Below are 14238 nucleotides of genomic sequence, written 5' to 3'. Positions count from 1 at the left end.
CGATCCCGCCGCACACACCCCGCCCGACCGGCCCTTATTGCCGCCGCACGGCCGTACCGCGGTCTGTTCACCGGTCAGACGCAGGGCCCGCCGTTCCCGGTTCCCCGCCTTCACCGCAAGGTCACGATTCGGAGGCGTACTCGACAAGCCCGTGTGAGAGGCGTCACCCTGTCTCTCATCCACGCGGGGAGGCTTGGATGGGCAAGAGCCGCAGAACTGTTCCCGAGGAACTCTTGCTGCTCGCTTTGGACCCGACCACGGGTACCACGGCGCAGCCGCAGACCCTCGACCTCGGACTCGCCGGGGCGCAGCTCGTCGAGCTGTCCCTGGCCGGACGGATCGTACCTGAGGGAGACCGGATCGCCGTCGTGCTCGCACGGCCGACCGGCGACCCGACGCTGGACCACGCACTGGAGCTGCTGCGCCGACGCGGCAGTCCGGTCCGTGCGGCGCACTGGATCGGCGGGCCCCGGCTGGGGCTGCGGCAGACGTACCTGGCGCACCTGGAGCGCTGCGGCATGGTCACGGCCGTGCCGGGCCAGGTGTGCGGGGTGCTGCCGACGACCCGTTACCAGGCGTCGGAGGACTGCACCAACGCCGCGATCAAGCAACGGCTGGACACCGCGATCCGGACCGGCGTGCCGCCGGACCCGCGGACGGCCGCGCTGGCCGCGCTGGCGCACTCGGTGGGCCTGGGCAAGCACCTGTACCCGGGCAACGAGGGCCGCTCGTCGCGGTCGCGGCTGCGCGACCTGATCCGGTACGACCCGCTGGGCGGGATGGTCGCGCACGCCGTGATGGACGTGCAGAACGGCCTGCCGGCTCAGCAGAACCGTTCGTCCCAGGGCTCCGCGACCGCCACCGGCCGCTCCACCGCCCGTGCGGCGGGCCGGGGCTCCGGCGGGCGGGTCGCCGCGTCCAGGGTCGGCGTCCGCTGAGCGGGTCCGCCGCCCCGGCGGGCGGCACGCGGACCGGGGCGGTGACCGGTCCGGGCCCGGTGCGCGGCGGGCACCGTCCGCGGCGCACGCACCATCCGCAGGGCCCGCACCACACGCACGACACGCCCGGCCTCGCGCCCGGCGGCGCGTGCCACCGCGCACACGCCGCCCGACGGCGCTGAGCGACCCGACGCACCACCCGCACCACCCGCGCCACCAGAGAGCACGGAGGGGCGGTCGCCCCGCGACGGAAGTCGCGCGGTGACCGCCCCTCTGCCGTCCCCCGGCGAGCCCGCCACGGCCCGCACCGGGGGACGTCCGGCGGAGCCTGTCCTCGCATGTGCCACCGGCACGTGCGCCGCCGGGGTAGACAAGTAGCAAGATGAGTCCGAGCCGTTGAGCCGCATTACCACGGGCCGGCCCTCGCCGTCTCACAGAAGTGCTTTTCCGACGATCTGTTCTACTGCGCTGCTGTGATTCCCCGGCGCCGACCTGGCCCAAGGTGACATGCTGCTCCGAGTCAGGGGGGTTGGTCCCAATGTCCGAAGTGTTCCGAGGGCTGCCGTTCCAACGATCACCAGAGGTCCGGCCGGAGGTCGACGTGTCCGCCAACATCAATCCCACCGTGCGCCGCCGACGTCTCGGCTCGGAACTGCGCAAGCTCCGCGAGGGGCTCGGGATGACCGCGGAGGAGGTGGCCGGCCGGCTGATGGTCTCCCAGTCGAAGATCAGCCGCCTGGAGAACGGCCGCCGCAGCATCAGCCAGCGGGACGTCCGCGACCTCTGCGACGTCTACCTCGTGAACGACGAACAGATGCGCGCCAGCCTGATGGAGATGGCCAAGGAGTCCCGCCAGCGCGGCTGGTGGCACGACTTCAACGACATGCCGACCCCGTACAGCGTCTACATCGGGCTGGAGGCCGAGGCCTCCTCGATCCGCGCCTACGAGTCCTCCTTCGTCCCCGGGCTGCTGCAGACCGAGCAGTACGCCCAGGCCGTCGTCGAGGGCACCCAGCCGGACACCGACGCCCTCGCCGTGCAGCGCAGGGTGCAGGTCCGGATGAAGCGCCAGGACCGCGTCCAGGGCGAGAACCAGCTGGGCAGCCTGTGGACCGTCATAGACGAGGCGGTGCTGCGGCGCGAGGTCGGCAGCCGCGAGGTGATGGCCCAGCAGCTCAAGCACATGATGGAGCTGAGCCAGCGTCCGAACATCACCATCCAGGTGATCCCGTTCTCGCACGGCGCCCATCCCGGCATGACCGGGACATTCTCCCTGCTCGAGTTCCCCGAGTCAGCCGATTCCACGGTTGTCTACTTCGAAGGGGTGACGAGCGATCTCTACCTGGAGAAGGAGGCCGACGTGCGCCGCTATACCGGTCTGTACGACTACCTGAGGGCGGCGGCGCTCGGCGTGGCGGAGAGCCGGTCACTGATAGCTGAGATTGAAGAGGGATACCACTGATGAGCACCTCCGAGCACGGAACCCGCTGGCGCAAGAGCAGTCACAGCGGCGGCAACGGCGCCTGTGTCGAGATCGCCACGCCGGCCGCGGGGGCGGTGGCGGTACGGGACTCGAAGGACCCTCAGGGACCACGTCTGCACTTCTCCACCGAGGCCTGGAACGCGTTCGCCAGCGCCGCGGCGGCGGGGGTGTTCGGCGGGTTCTGATCCGGCTCCGTGCTCGGCCCAGTTGCCCGTAGCGGTGCCCGTCGCCCGGTGGCGGCGGCCGACGCTACGGGCAACTGCCGTTCCCGGCGGCCCGCGACGCCCCACCGCGGGGCCGCATCCGACCCGGGGTCAGCGCACCACGGGGTACCGGACCGCCCAGGCCGAACCCTCCGGGCTCCGCGGGTCGTGCAGTTCGGCGCCGTGCATCAGTTCCAGCACGAAGTCGTCGGCGAGTTCGAGGATCGCGCCGCGGCCCTCCAGCCCGGCCACCAGCCCGGGCGGCAGCGCGGTGTCGCCGTGCAGCACTCCGAGCAGACTGCCGCAGACCGCCCCCGTGGAGTCGCTGTCCCCGGAGTGGTTGACGGCCAGCAGCAGGCCCGAGCGCACGTCGTGCGCGACCAGCGCGCAGTAGACCGCGATCGCCAGCGCCTCCTCGGCGACCCACCCCTCCCCCAGGGCCTCCACCCGGTCCGCGGACGGCTCGCCGGCCCGGACGGCGTCCAGCGCGGCCCGCAGCGCGGCGGTGGTCTCCTCGTGCGCCTGCCGCTCGGAGAGCAGGGCCAGCGCCAGGTGGACGCCCTCCTCCAGCGTGCCGCCGCGGGCGACGCTCTGGACGATCACCGCGAACGCGCCCGCCGCGAGGTAGCCGGTGGGGTGGCCGTGGGTGAGCACCGAGCACTCCACGGCGAGCTGGAACACCAGGCCGGGCTCCCAGGTGGTGAGCAGCCCGAACGGCGCCGCCCGGACCACCGTGCCGCAGGCCTTGGAGTGCGGGTTCTTGGGCCGCTCCACGGTGCCGAGGCGCTCGCCGTCGGGCCCGGTGAGGCCGGTCAGGCAGCCCTGACCGGGGGCGCGCCGGGCGTACAGCCACTCCTCGCGGCCGAGCCAGCCGAGGTCGGGGCGGCGCTCGTCGGGGCCCCAGTCGTGCTGGGTGGCGGCCCAGCGCAGGTAGGCCAGGTGCAGGTCGGTGGGCGGGTGCCAGCTACCGGTGTCGCGGCGGATGTGGGCGCGGATCAGGCCGTCGACGGTGAACAGCGTGAGCTGGGTGTCGTCGGTGACGGCGCCGGTGCGCCCGTACGCGGGGACGTAGCCGGTGACGCCGGCGGCCCCGTACTGGGCGCGGATCTTCTCGAGCGGCTCGAACTCGACGCCGGCGCCGAGCGCGTCACCGATGGCGCCGCCGAGCAGACAGCCCCGCACCCGGCTGCGGAAGTCCTGCTGCTGGGCGCGTGACCACAGTGGCATCACGACGGGGCGCCTTTCCTCGGGGTGGGGGCTGCGCGGGGCACGGCCGGTCGCGCCCTGGCACTGTATTCGAAGGTCCGAACGTATCGACGGGATCCCTCGCACACCAGCACTTCAACAGACTGTTGCCGATCAGCCGTCCCGCGGCCACGGCCGGCCACCCTCGACCGCCTCCCGGCCGGTGCCTCCGCCGTGGACGCCGACGTGCTCGGCGAGCGGTACGCCCGCGGCCGTTCAGCGCGGGCAGGTGCCGTCCTGGCCCAGGACGCCCACCGCGGCGGTGGTCTCCAGCAGCCCGAGGAAGCCCACGATGCCGGCGACCACGACCGCGGAGAGCCGCAGGCCCGGCCGCCGCTCGGAGACCACCGCGGCCCGGACCGTCGCCACCGTGGCCACCAGGCTCAGCACCGGGGCGCCGATCGCCGCGGCCACGATCGACCCGGGCGGGCCCACCGGGTGGCACGGGTCCCAGGAGACGTCCCGGCCCGCCTCGTCCGCGTAGGTGGTGAGCGCGAACGCCAGCACCCCCACCGGCACCGCCGCCGCCACCGCCCACCACCAGCCGGCGCCGTCCCGGTCGGCCCGGCGCTCCACCGCGTCCTTCGTGCCCCCTGGCGTTCCCACCGCGCCCCCCTCGGCCGTGGCGGCCGGCCCCGGCCGTCACACCGGTGGACGCCACCGGTGCCGACCCGGGTTCCGGGGGCCGCCGGCCGGCCCCGCGGGCCGGGGACCCCGGGGCGGGCCGGGGACGGCCGTCAGTCCAGGACCGGCAGCAGCTTCGGCAGGTGCCCGTCCGAGGCCAGCGCCGCGGCCCGGCGCTCGGCCGGCACCTCCCCGTAGGTGGTGGTGCGCTGGCGGTGCGGCCGACCGGCCGCCTCGGCGATCGCCTGGAGGTCCCGCACCGACTTGTAACTCCCGTACGCCGAACCGGCCATCCGCGAGATGGTCTCCTCCATCAGCGTGCCGCCCAGGTCGTTGGCCCCCGAGCGCAGCATCTCCGCCGCGCCCTCGGCGCCCAGCTTGACCCAGCTGGTCTGGATGTTGGGGATGTGCGGGTGCAGCAGCAGCCGGGCCATCGCGACCACCGCGCGGTTGTCCCGGGCGGTCGGGCCGGGCCGGGCGATCCCGGCCAGGTAGACCGGCGCGTTGGTGTGGATGAACGGCAGCGTCACGAACTCGGTGAAGCCGCCGGTGCGCTGCTGGACCTCGGCGAGCAGCCGCAGGTGCCCCAGCCAGTGCCGCGGGGTGTCCACGTGCCCGTACATCATGGTCGACGAGGAGCGGATGCCCAGCTCGTGCGCGGTGGTGACCACCTCGACCCAGGTGGCGGCGGGCAGCTTGCCCTTGGTGAGCACCCAGCGGACCTCGTCGTCCAGGATCTCCGCCGCGGTGCCCGGGATGGTGTCCAGGCCGGACTCCTTGGCCCGCTGCAGCCAGTCGCGCACCGAGAGCCCGGTGCGCGTCGCGCCGTTGACCACCTCCATCGGCGAGAAGGCGTGCACGTGGATGCCGGGCACCCGTTCCTTCACCGCACGGGCGATGTCGAAGTAGGCGGTGCCCGGCAGGTCCGGGTGGATGCCGCCCTGCATGCAGACCTCGGTGGCGCCGACCTCCCAGGCCTGCGCGGCCCGGTCGGCGACCTGCTCCAGCGACAGCGTGTAGGCGTCGGCGTCGGTGCGGCGCTGGGCGAAGGCGCAGAAGCGGCAGCCGGTGTAGCAGACGTTGGTGAAGTTGATGTTCCGGGTGACGCAGTAGGTGACGTCCTCCCCGACGGCGGCGCGGCGGACGTCGTCGGCGATCCGGCACAGCGCGTCCAGGGCCGGGCCGTCGGCGTGGAACAGGGCCAGTGCCTGGTCGTCGGTCAGCCGCGTCGGGTCGTCGGCGGCGACGGCCAGCGCCTCGCGCAGGTCCCCGGCGAGCCGCTCCGGCGCGCCCTCGGCGAGCACCTGCTCGCGCAGCACCTCCCAGTCGCCGTAGACGTCCTCGAAGTCGGCCCGGCGGTCACCGGTGCGGCCCTCGGTGTCGACGGCGGTGTGCAGGTCGGTCCGCCCGTAGGAGGCGGGCAGGTCCTCGGGCTCCTGCCAGGGCAGGCCGCGGACCACCGCGTCCGGATTCGCCAGCCCGGTGTCCGGGTCGGCCAGCGCCCGCACGTGCGGCAGCACCCGCGGGTCGAGCCAGGGCTCGCCGCGCCGCACGTACTCGGGGTAGACCGCGAGCCGCTCGCGCAGCTCGAAGCCGGCCGCCGCGGAGCGCTCCGCGAGCCGCTCGATCTGCGGCCAGGGGCGCTCGGGGTTGACGTGGTCGGGGGTGAGCGGGGAGACGCCGCCCCAGTCGTCGACACCGGCCGCGATCAGCCGCTCGTACTCGCCGTCCACCAGGTTCGGCGGCGCCTGCAGGCAGGCGGTCGGGCCCATCAGGTGCCGGGCCACCGCCACCGTGGCGACCAGCTCGTCGAGTTCGGCGTCGGGCATGCCGCGCATCGCCGTGTCCGGCTTGGCACGGAAGTTCTGCAGGATCAGCTCCTGGACGCCGTGGTACGCCCGGGAGATCCGGCGCAGCGCGAACAGCGACTCGGCGCGCTCCGCGTACGTCTCGCCGATGCCGATCAGCAGGCCGCTGGTGAACGGGACGGAGCTGCGCCCGGCGTCCTCCAGCACCCGCAGCCGGACGGCCGGTTCCTTGTCGGGCGAGCCGTGGTGCGGGCCGCCGGGCTCGCTCCACAGCCGGGTGGCGGTGGTCTCCAGCATCATGCCCATCGAGGCGGACACCGGCTTGAGCCGCTGGAAGTCCGTCCAGCTCAGCACCCCGGGGTTGAGGTGCGGCAGCAGGCCGGTCTCCTCCAGGATGCGGACGGACATCGCCCGGACGTAGGCGATGGTGTCGTCGTAGCCGTGCGCGTCCAGCCACTCGCGGGCCTCGGGCCAGCGGTCCTCGGGCTTGTCGCCGAGGGTGATCAGGGCTTCCTTGCAGCCGAGTTCGGCCCCGCGCCGGGCGACGTCCAGGACCTCGTCGGGGGACATGAACATCCCGTGGCCGTCCCGGCGCAGCCGGCCGGGGACGGTGGCGAAGGTGCAGTAGTGGCACCGGTCGCGGCACAGCCGGGTGAGCGGGATGAAGACGCTCTTGGAGTAGGTGATGACGCCGGGGCGACCGGCGGCCGCCAGTCCGGCGTCGCGGACCCGGGCGGCGCTCGCGCAGAGGTCCGCCAGGTCCTCGCCCCTGGCCCGGAGCAGCACGGCGGCCTCGGTCACGTCGAGGGCGACGCCGTCCCGGGCGCGGCGCAGGGCACGGCGCATCGCGTTCGCGGTCGGGGGGGTGCTTGCGTCCACGGCGGTTCCGTCCATGGCGCGACCCTACGCCAGGTGTGGTACGTCGGGAGGAGTCAACCCTGAGGGCGTCTCAGGGTCGATGTACCCGGGAGGTTTACCCCGAACTGGCCCTGCAGGGCGATGACGGCGCCGGTGGTGCGCCCTCTAATGGAGGGGTACAGCCAATCGCTCGCGTTCGTAGAGGAGTTGAGGACGCCATGACCAATGACACGGCGGCGGGGGACAGCGTGGACGGCGGCGTGCCGTACCGCTCGCGGCGGCGCACCGCGATCCGGGCCGGGGTGCCGCTGGCCATCGCCGCGGTGATCGCCACCGGGATCGGGCTGGTGCCCGCGCTGGCCGCCGACTCCCCGCCCGACCTGCCCACCCTGACCGCGGAACAGGTGGTGGCCAAGGCGCTGGGCTCCGAGGCGCAGACCCTCTCCGGCACGGTGTCCGTCTCCACCGACCTCGGCCTGCCGACCCAGCTGCTCGGGGCGGCGGCGGGCGGGATCGGCGCGGCGGCCGGGCGCGGCGGCGGGGACTCCTCCGCGGCCGATCCCCAGGCCAAGCTGCTCGGGCTGCTCGGCGGCGACCAGACCCTGCGGATCGCGGTGGACGGCCCGGACCGCCAGCGGGTGGACCTGTTGGAGAACATGTCCGGCTACACCGTCGTGCACAACGGCGACCAGGCCTGGGCCTGGGACAGCACCACCAACACGGCCCTGCACCTGACCGGCCAGGCCGCCCGGCACGCCGCCGGCACCGGGGGCGCGCACCCGGGGGCGCCGCTGACCGGCGTGCCGACCACCCCGCAGGAGGCGGCCCGGCAGTTCCTGACCGGGAGCGCGGGCACCACCGCGGTCACCGTCTCCGGCACCGCCAACGTGGCCGGGCAGAAGGCGTACCAGCTGAGCGTCAAGCCCACCCAGCCGGGTTCGACCGTCGCCGAGGTCCGGATCTCGGTGGCCGCCGAGAACGGCGTGCCGCTCGCCGTGGTGGTCAAGGGCGTCGACGGCTCGACGGTGCTGGACGTCCGCTTCACCGACGTGTCCTTCGCCAAGCCGGCCGGCAAGACCTTCGACTTCACCGTGCCCAAGGGCGCCAAGGTGACGGAGCAGAAGGCCGGCGGGGGATCCGCGCCGGGCGCCGGTGGCGAGGACGCCGCCGGGAAGGGCCGGGCCGGCGGGGAGAACGCCGGCAAGGGCGAGGCCGGCCGGGGCCACGACGGCGTGAACGTGGTCGGCGAGGGCTGGACGGCCGTGGTGTCCGCGAAGCTTCCCGACGGCACCGTCGAGGCGCCGAAGACCGACGGCACGCAGGGCAAGCAGGGCAAGCACGGCGACCGCGGCCCGGCGCTGAACCCGCAGGCGCTGGTGAAGTCGCTCGGCAAGCCCGTCAACGGGGGCACGCTGATCAGCACCAAGGTGGTGAACGTCCTGGTCACCGACGACGGCCGGGTCTTCGCCGGTGCGGTGACCCTGCCGGTGCTGCAGCACGCCGCCGGGGTGAACTGACGGATGACCAAGGCTCCCGTAACGGGGGACGTTACGGAGTCGGCCGGGGGCCCGGGCGCCGAGCAGCGCCCGGCCCCGGTTCCCGCTTCCCCCGCTCCCCCCTCCTCCCCCGCCTCACCGGCCCCTTCGGACACCGGCACCGACGACGTGATCAGGACCCGCGGCCTGACCAAGCGCTTCCGGGGCGGCCAGCTCGCCGTGGACGGCCTGGACCTGACCGTGCCGCGCGGCTCCGTCTTCGGCTTCCTCGGCCCGAACGGCTCCGGCAAGACCACCACCATCCGGATGCTGATGGGCCTGATCGCCCCCACCTCGGGCTCGGCGGCCGTCCTCGGCGAGCCGATGCCGCAGTCCGTCGCCACCGTGCTGCCGAGGGTCGGCGCACTGATCGAGGGCCCCGCGCTGTACGGCTTCCTCACCGGCCGGGACAACCTGATCCGCTTCGACGCCGCCGACCCGACCGCGGACCCGCGGACCCGGCGCGGGCGGGTGGACGACGCGCTGGAACGGGTCGGGCTGAGCGCCGCCGCCGGCAAGAAGGCCCGCGCGTACTCGCTCGGCATGAAGCAGCGGCTCGGCCTGGCCGCGGCCCTGCTGCAGCCCCGCGAGCTGCTGGTGCTGGACGAGCCGACCAACGGGCTGGACCCGCAGGGCATGCGCGAGATCCGGGCGCTGGTGCGGGAGGTCGCGGCCGAGGGCACCACGGTGTTCCTCTCCTCGCACCTGCTGGACGAGATCGAGCAGGTCTGCACCCACGCGGCGGTGATGTCCCGCGGCCGACTGCTGGTGCAGGGCACCGTCGCCGAGCTGGCCGCACGGGCCCAGGGCCGGCTGGTGGTCCGCACGCCGGACGTGGCGCAGGCCGCCGAGGTGCTGGCCGCGCGCGGCGTGCTGGCCCTGGTGCCCGGCGACGGGCGGGTGGACGGCGAGCTCGGCACGACCGGCGCCGCCGGTGCGCCGGTCGAGGAGGCGCTGCCGAAGCTGTGCGCGGCGCTGGTCGAGGCCGGGGTGCGGGTGCACGGGTTCGGACTGGAGCGGGGCACGTTGGAGGACGCCTTCGTGGCGCTGACCGGGGAGGGCTTCGATGTCGCAGGCTGAGACGGCGCCGTCCGGGGCGACGCTGCCCGGGGCCACGGCGTCCGGGTCCACGGCCTCCGGGGTGCCGGCGGTCGCCGTCGGGCGGCGCCCGCAGACCGCGGCCGGCTTCCTGGCGCTGTTCCGCAACGAGCTGCACCTGACCTTCCGCCGGATGCGCACCAAGGTGCTGCTGGGGATCCTGGCGGTGCTGCCGGTCCTGATCGGCGTGGTCGTCAAGCTCAACACGGACAGCCCGCACGAGGGCGGCGGAGGCGTGAACTTCATCGCCCAGACCACCCAGAACGGCCTGTTCCTGGTGTTCACGGCGCTCGCCGTCGCCCTGCCGGTGTTCCTGCCGATGACGGTCGGCGTGGTCGCCGGCGACTCGGTGGCCGGCGAGGCCGCCACCGGGACGCTGCGCTACCTGCTGGTCGCGCCGGCCGGGCGGACCAGGCTGCTGGCCGCCAAGTTCACCGCCGGCCTGGTGTTCTGCCTGGCCGCCACCGCGGCGGTCGCGCTGGCGGCGCTGGCCACCGGTGCCGCGCTGTTCCCGCTGGGCGAGGTCACGCTGATCTCCGGGGACACCATCGGCTTCGGCGACGCGCTGCTGCGGGCGGTCCTGGTGGCCGGCGTGGTGGCGGTCTCGCTGTCCGGGCTGGTCGCGATCGGGCTGTTCGTCTCCACATTGACCGGCAGCGGCATCGCGGCGATGGCCGCCACCGTCGGGCTGGTGGTCACGGTGCAGATCCTGGACGCCTTCCCGCAGCTGGACGCCGTACGGCCGTTCCTGTTCACCCACTACTGGCTCAGCTTCGCGGACCTGCTGCGGGAGCCGATGTACTGGGACTCCGTGTGGAAGGACCTCGGTCTGCAGGCGGCCTACGTGGCCGTGTTCGGCGCGGCGGCCTGGTCGCGGTTCACCAGCCGGGACATCAGCGCCTGAGCGGCGCACCGGGCCGGGCCGGCCCCGGGCTCGGCGCAGCAGCGGGCCGGGTGACACACGCGGCCGTGTGTGTCACCCGGCCGGACACCCGGAACCGGGCGCGCCCGAGCCGGGCGGGCCTCAGTCCTTGAGCAGGACGTCAGTCCTCGAGCGGGGCCTCAGCCCTTGAGCAGGGCCGGGGCGGTGGCGGGCGGCGGCACGGCCGCGGCCCGCCCCGCGCGGTCGGCCCGCAGCTGGCGCAGCGCGTCCCAGGTGAGCACCGCGAGCGCGGCCCAGACCAGCGCGAAACCGGCCCAGCGGGCGGGCGGCATCGACTCGTGGAACACCGCGACACCGATCAGGAACTGGAACACCGGCGCCAGGTACTGCAGCAGCCCGAGCACGGTCAGCGGGACCCGCACGGCCGCCGCGCCGAAGAACAGCAGCGGGACGGCGGTGATCAGCCCGCTGAGCACCAGCAGCGCGGAGTGCCCCCAGCCGTACGAGCCGGCGACGGTGTGGCCGAAGGTGCCGCGCCCGCTGACCTCCAGGTAGATCAGGTAGCCGAGCGCGAACGGGAACATGAAGGCGCTCTCCGCGGCCAGGCTCTCCAGCCCGCTCAGCCCGACCTTCTTCTTCAGCAAGCCGTACGTGGCGAAGGAGAACGCGAGGGTGAGGGCGATCCACGGCAGCCGCCCGTAGGCGGCGCTCAGCACCGCGACGGCCGCCGCGCCGATGCCGACGGCCGCCCACTGCCCGCGGCGCAGCCGCTCCTTGAGGACGAGGACGCCGAACGCGATGGTGACCAGCGGGTTGATGAAGTAGCCGAGGCTGGTCTCGACGACGTGTCCGGCGTTGACGGCCCAGATGTAGACGCCCCAGTTGACCGAGATCACCGCGGCCGCGGCCGCCAGCATGGCGAGCCGGCGGGGCTGGCGCAGCAGCGGGCGTATCCAGCTCCAGTGCCGCTGGGCGACCAGGAAGAGGACGACGGCGAGCAGCGACCAGACCATCCGGTTGGCCAGGATGTCGTCGGCGGCGCCGGGCTCCAGCAGTGGCCAGAACAGCGGGAAGAGCCCCCAGATGCCGTAGGCCGCGAAGCCGTACCAGAGGCCTCTTCCGCTGTCCTGATCTGTCTCCGGCATGGCCGCCTGCCCTCCGCGCGCACGTGTGTCCAGGTGACGGTAGCGGGCGGGAGGGCAGACTGTCATCTCCGTTTCCGCATTTTGGTCATGACAGGCGCTGACCTGCGGAGACGTCGGGCGGCCCGGGCGGCCCGGGCCGGCGTCAGGCCCCGAGCGCGGCCCGGACCGACTCGGCCAGTGGGACGGTCGGGCGGCCGATCAGCCGGCCCAGGTCGTCGCCCCGCCGCGCCAGCTCGCCCCGGGCGATCGCCGCGTCGGTGTCCGGGAAGAGCCCGGCGAAGCCCTCCGGCAGCCCCGCCGCGACCAGCCGGCGCACCTGCTCCTGCGGCGCGACGTCGAGGTACGCCACCGGGCTGCCGGAGGCCGCCGCGAGCTCGGCCGCGAACTCCGCCATGCTCCAGTCGGCGTCGCCGTTCAGCTCGTACACCCGGCCCTCGTGCCCCTCACCGGTGAGCACGGCCACGGCCGCGTCCGCGTAGTCGCGGCGCGCGGCGCTCGCCACCCGGCCCTCACCGCTGCTGCCGAAGACCTCGCCGCTCGCGACGTTCGCGGCCGCGGCGGCCAGGTAGTTCTCCGTGTACCAGCCGTTGCGCAGCAGCGCGAAGGGCAGCCCGGACGCGCGCAGCAGCTCCTCGGTGGCCCGGTGCTCCTCGGCGATCCGGAAGGTCGCGGTCGGCGCGGCCAGCACGCTGGTGTACGCCAGCAGCGCCACGCCGGCGGCCGCGGCCGCGTCGATCACCGCGCCGTGCTGGGCGACCCGGCTGCCGATCTGGTTCCCGGAGATCAGCAGCACCCGGTCGCCCGCGCCGAACGCTCCGGCCAGCGTCCCGGAGTCGTCGTAGTCGGCCACGTGGACCCGCACGCCGCGGTCCGCCCAGTCCGCGGCCCGGGCCGCGTCGCGGACCACCACGGCGACCCGCTCCGCCGGCACGGCGGCCAGCAGCCCCTCCACGACCAGCCGGCCGAGCTGTCCGGTGGCTCCGGTGACGACGTACATGTGCGCTCCCTGGGGTGATTCCGCGGCCTTCGCGGGCCGCACCGACTTCGACACTCACCCTAGGAACGGCACTAACTCCTGGATAGTACGCACTTCGAAGTAAGGTACTGACATGGAGGTAATGGAGAACGGCCTGTCTTTCCTCGACCGGGCGCCCGACGTGTACGACCGCATGTGCCCGTCCCGGGGCGTGCTGGAGCACGTCACCAGCCGGTGGGGGGTGCTGGTGCTGATCGCCCTGCGCGAGCGCGGCTACCGCTTCAGCGAGCTGCGCCGCCGGGTGTCGGGCGTCAGCGAGAAGATGCTCGCGCAGACCCTGCAGACCCTGGAACGGGACGGCTTCGTGCTGCGCGAGGCCCATCCGGTGATCCCGCCCCGGGTCGACTACAGCCTCACCCCGCTCGGGCTGGAGGCCGCCGAGTACGTGTCGGCGCTCGCGCACTGGGTGGAGGCCCGGATGTGCGCGGTCCGGGACGCCCGCGAGGGGTACGACGCCCGCGCCGCACGCGCCTGACCGGTCCCGTCCGCCGGCTCGGCTCCGGGGCCGGATCGATCCCCGGGGGCGGTCGATCCCCGGGGCGGTCGATCCCCGGGCGCGGTCAGTGCTCGGGCGCGGTCAGTCCTCGGCCCTGATCAGTGCCGCCAGCCCGTCCAGCACCCGCGCCAGGCCGAAGGCGTACGCGTGGTCCGGGTCGTAGGCGCCGCCGTGCGCCTCTCCCGCGGCGGCCCCGACGCGGGCGGCCACCGGGTGGCGTTCCGCGTCGAAGACCTTGCCGAGCAGTTCGGCGTTGGCCGCCCACCACTGGGCGTCGGTCAGCGCGCTGTCCTGCTGCGCGGCGCGCTCGTCGGCGGCCATCCGGGCGCAGGTCTGCACGAAGCCGAGCAGGTGCGTGAGGGCGGCGTCCAGCTCGACGTCGGGCAGGCCGGTGCCCTCCAGGGCGCGCAGCTCGTAGTCGTACTTGGCCATCAGGCCCGGGCCGAGCGGCGGGCGGCTGGTGGACACCGCCGCGACCCACGGGTGGGCCCGGTAGAGCGCCCGGTTGTCGTCGGCGACGGCGGTGGCCCCGGCCCGCCAGCCGTCGTCGGCCGGGGTGCTGCGGGGCATCGTGGCGTAGACGGTGTCCAGCATCAGGTCCAGCAGTTCCGCCTTGCCGGGCACGTAGGTGTAGAGCGCCATCGGGGACAGCCCCAGCTCCTGCGCCACCCGGCGCATGGTGACGGCGTCCACGCCCTCGGCGTCGGCGAGCGCGATGGCGGCCGCCGCGATCTCGCCGGTCGACCGGGCCTGCCTGGGGCCGCGCCGGCCGGGCTTCTCCTCGGCGGTCAGCCCCCAGAGCAGGGCGAGGGTGCGCGCCGGGTCTCCTGCGCTGCTGCGGTCCGTGGCCATGCCACCATCGTTTCACGGCCGCGAAGGGGCCCAC

The 14238-nt window shown here is 74.3% G+C and carries 13 protein-coding genes; 7 read left to right on the top strand and 6 right to left on the bottom strand.

Going from position 1 to position 14238, the window contains the following annotated elements; genetic code table 11:
• Nucleotides 1-197 precede the first annotated feature (197 nt).
• The 3 genes from ACFYUY_RS15595 (at nt 198) to ACFYUY_RS15585 (ending at nt 2606) form a co-directional block, all read left to right on the top strand.
• On the top strand, nt 198-938 hold the full coding sequence (locus ACFYUY_RS15595; RefSeq protein WP_360213539.1) for a GPP34 family phosphoprotein: 741 nt from the start codon (nt 198-200) through the stop codon (nt 936-938).
• Nucleotides 939-1539: 601 nt separating this feature from the next.
• Entirely contained in the window at nt 1540-2400 is an 861-nt protein-coding gene (locus tag ACFYUY_RS15590) for a helix-turn-helix domain-containing protein (protein ID WP_387900929.1), read from the top strand.
• Nucleotides 2400-2606, top strand: a complete 207-nt coding sequence (locus tag ACFYUY_RS15585) for a DUF397 domain-containing protein (RefSeq protein ID WP_360213535.1) — start codon at nt 2400-2402, stop codon at nt 2604-2606. Before ACFYUY_RS15590 ends, ACFYUY_RS15585 begins: the two co-directional genes overlap by 1 nt.
• 129 nt (nt 2607-2735) lie before the next feature.
• Here the strand turns inward: ACFYUY_RS15585 and ACFYUY_RS15580 are convergent, their stop codons facing one another.
• From ACFYUY_RS15580 to ACFYUY_RS15570, 3 genes are all read right to left on the bottom strand, one after another.
• Entirely contained in the window at nt 2736-3851 is a 1116-nt protein-coding gene (locus tag ACFYUY_RS15580; RefSeq protein ID WP_360213533.1) for an ADP-ribosylglycohydrolase family protein, read from the bottom strand.
• 234 nt (nt 3852-4085) lie between these two features.
• A complete protein-coding gene (locus tag ACFYUY_RS15575; protein ID WP_387900925.1) occupies nt 4086-4475 on the bottom strand; it encodes a hypothetical protein in 390 nt (129 codons plus the stop codon).
• Between the two features lie 131 nt (nt 4476-4606).
• Entirely contained in the window at nt 4607-7195 is a 2589-nt protein-coding gene (locus ACFYUY_RS15570) for a bifunctional FO biosynthesis protein CofGH (protein WP_387900923.1), read from the bottom strand.
• Nucleotides 7196-7377: 182 nt separating this feature from the next.
• Here ACFYUY_RS15570 and ACFYUY_RS15565 point away from each other — a divergent pair, with 182 nt between their 5' ends.
• From ACFYUY_RS15565 to ACFYUY_RS15555, 3 genes are read left to right on the top strand one after another with little or no spacing between them, the layout of a single operon-like run.
• Nucleotides 7378-8676: an outer membrane lipoprotein carrier protein LolA gene (locus ACFYUY_RS15565; protein ID WP_387900920.1), complete on the top strand. Its 1299-nt coding sequence runs from the start codon at nt 7378-7380 to the stop codon at nt 8674-8676.
• Between the two features lie 3 nt (nt 8677-8679).
• The gene (locus tag ACFYUY_RS15560; protein WP_387900918.1) at nt 8680-9774 is read left to right on the top strand and encodes an ABC transporter ATP-binding protein; all 1095 of its coding nucleotides are present in this window, start codon (nt 8680-8682) and stop codon (nt 9772-9774) included.
• Nucleotides 9761-10696 (top strand): ABC transporter permease, encoded by a 936-nt coding sequence (locus tag ACFYUY_RS15555; RefSeq protein ID WP_387900916.1) that lies wholly within the window; start codon nt 9761-9763, stop codon nt 10694-10696. Before ACFYUY_RS15560 ends, ACFYUY_RS15555 begins: the two co-directional genes overlap by 14 nt.
• Nucleotides 10697-10854: 158 nt before the next feature.
• Here ACFYUY_RS15555 and rarD read toward each other — a convergent pair whose 3' ends face one another.
• Together rarD and ACFYUY_RS15545 are read right to left on the bottom strand one after the other, a co-directional pair.
• Complete coding sequence (gene rarD, locus ACFYUY_RS15550; protein ID WP_387900914.1) at nt 10855-11820, bottom strand: EamA family transporter RarD; 966 nt, start codon at nt 11818-11820, stop codon at nt 10855-10857.
• Between the two features lie 142 nt (nt 11821-11962).
• Nucleotides 11963-12817: an NAD(P)H-binding protein gene (locus ACFYUY_RS15545; protein WP_387900912.1), complete on the bottom strand. Its 855-nt coding sequence runs from the start codon at nt 12815-12817 to the stop codon at nt 11963-11965.
• 112 nt (nt 12818-12929) lie between these two features.
• Between ACFYUY_RS15545 and ACFYUY_RS15540 the strand changes: the two genes are divergently transcribed.
• Nucleotides 12930-13331 (top strand): winged helix-turn-helix transcriptional regulator, encoded by a 402-nt coding sequence (locus ACFYUY_RS15540; protein WP_387900910.1) that lies wholly within the window; start codon nt 12930-12932, stop codon nt 13329-13331.
• 102 nt (nt 13332-13433) lie between these two features.
• Here ACFYUY_RS15540 and ACFYUY_RS15535 read toward each other — a convergent pair whose 3' ends face one another.
• Complete coding sequence (locus ACFYUY_RS15535) at nt 13434-14204, bottom strand: TetR/AcrR family transcriptional regulator (protein WP_387900908.1); 771 nt, start codon at nt 14202-14204, stop codon at nt 13434-13436.
• Nucleotides 14205-14238 lie beyond the last annotated feature (34 nt).

This window comes from Kitasatospora sp. NPDC004745 (genome assembly GCF_042873275.1).
In the GTDB taxonomy this organism is placed as follows: Bacteria; Actinomycetota; Actinomycetes; order Streptomycetales; family Streptomycetaceae; genus Kitasatospora.
This window is presented reverse-complemented; position numbering and strand designations above follow the sequence as displayed.

Bases quoted from the DNA above. Each gene is read 5' to 3' on its own strand.
- ACFYUY_RS15555 (WP_387900916.1), top strand. From the start codon at position 9,761: ATGTCGCAGGCTGAGACGGCGCCGTCCGGGGCGACGCTGCCCGGGGCC.
- ACFYUY_RS15585 (WP_360213535.1), top strand. From the start codon at position 2,400: ATGAGCACCTCCGAGCACGGAACCCGCTGGCGCAAGAGCAGTCACAGC.
- ACFYUY_RS15560 (WP_387900918.1), top strand. From the start codon at position 8,680: ATGACCAAGGCTCCCGTAACGGGGGACGTTACGGAGTCGGCCGGGGGC.
- ACFYUY_RS15540 (WP_387900910.1), top strand. From the start codon at position 12,930: ATGGAGGTAATGGAGAACGGCCTGTCTTTCCTCGACCGGGCGCCCGAC.
- rarD (WP_387900914.1), bottom strand. From the start codon at position 11,820: ATGCCGGAGACAGATCAGGACAGCGGAAGAGGCCTCTGGTACGGCTTC.
- ACFYUY_RS15565 (WP_387900920.1), top strand. From the start codon at position 7,378: ATGACCAATGACACGGCGGCGGGGGACAGCGTGGACGGCGGCGTGCCG.
- ACFYUY_RS15535 (WP_387900908.1), bottom strand. From the start codon at position 14,204: ATGGCCACGGACCGCAGCAGCGCAGGAGACCCGGCGCGCACCCTCGCC.
- ACFYUY_RS15545 (WP_387900912.1), bottom strand. From the start codon at position 12,817: ATGTACGTCGTCACCGGAGCCACCGGACAGCTCGGCCGGCTGGTCGTG.
- ACFYUY_RS15595 (WP_360213539.1), top strand. From the start codon at position 198: ATGGGCAAGAGCCGCAGAACTGTTCCCGAGGAACTCTTGCTGCTCGCT.
- ACFYUY_RS15570 (WP_387900923.1), bottom strand. From the start codon at position 7,195: ATGGACGGAACCGCCGTGGACGCAAGCACCCCCCCGACCGCGAACGCG.
- ACFYUY_RS15580 (WP_360213533.1), bottom strand. From the start codon at position 3,851: ATGCCACTGTGGTCACGCGCCCAGCAGCAGGACTTCCGCAGCCGGGTG.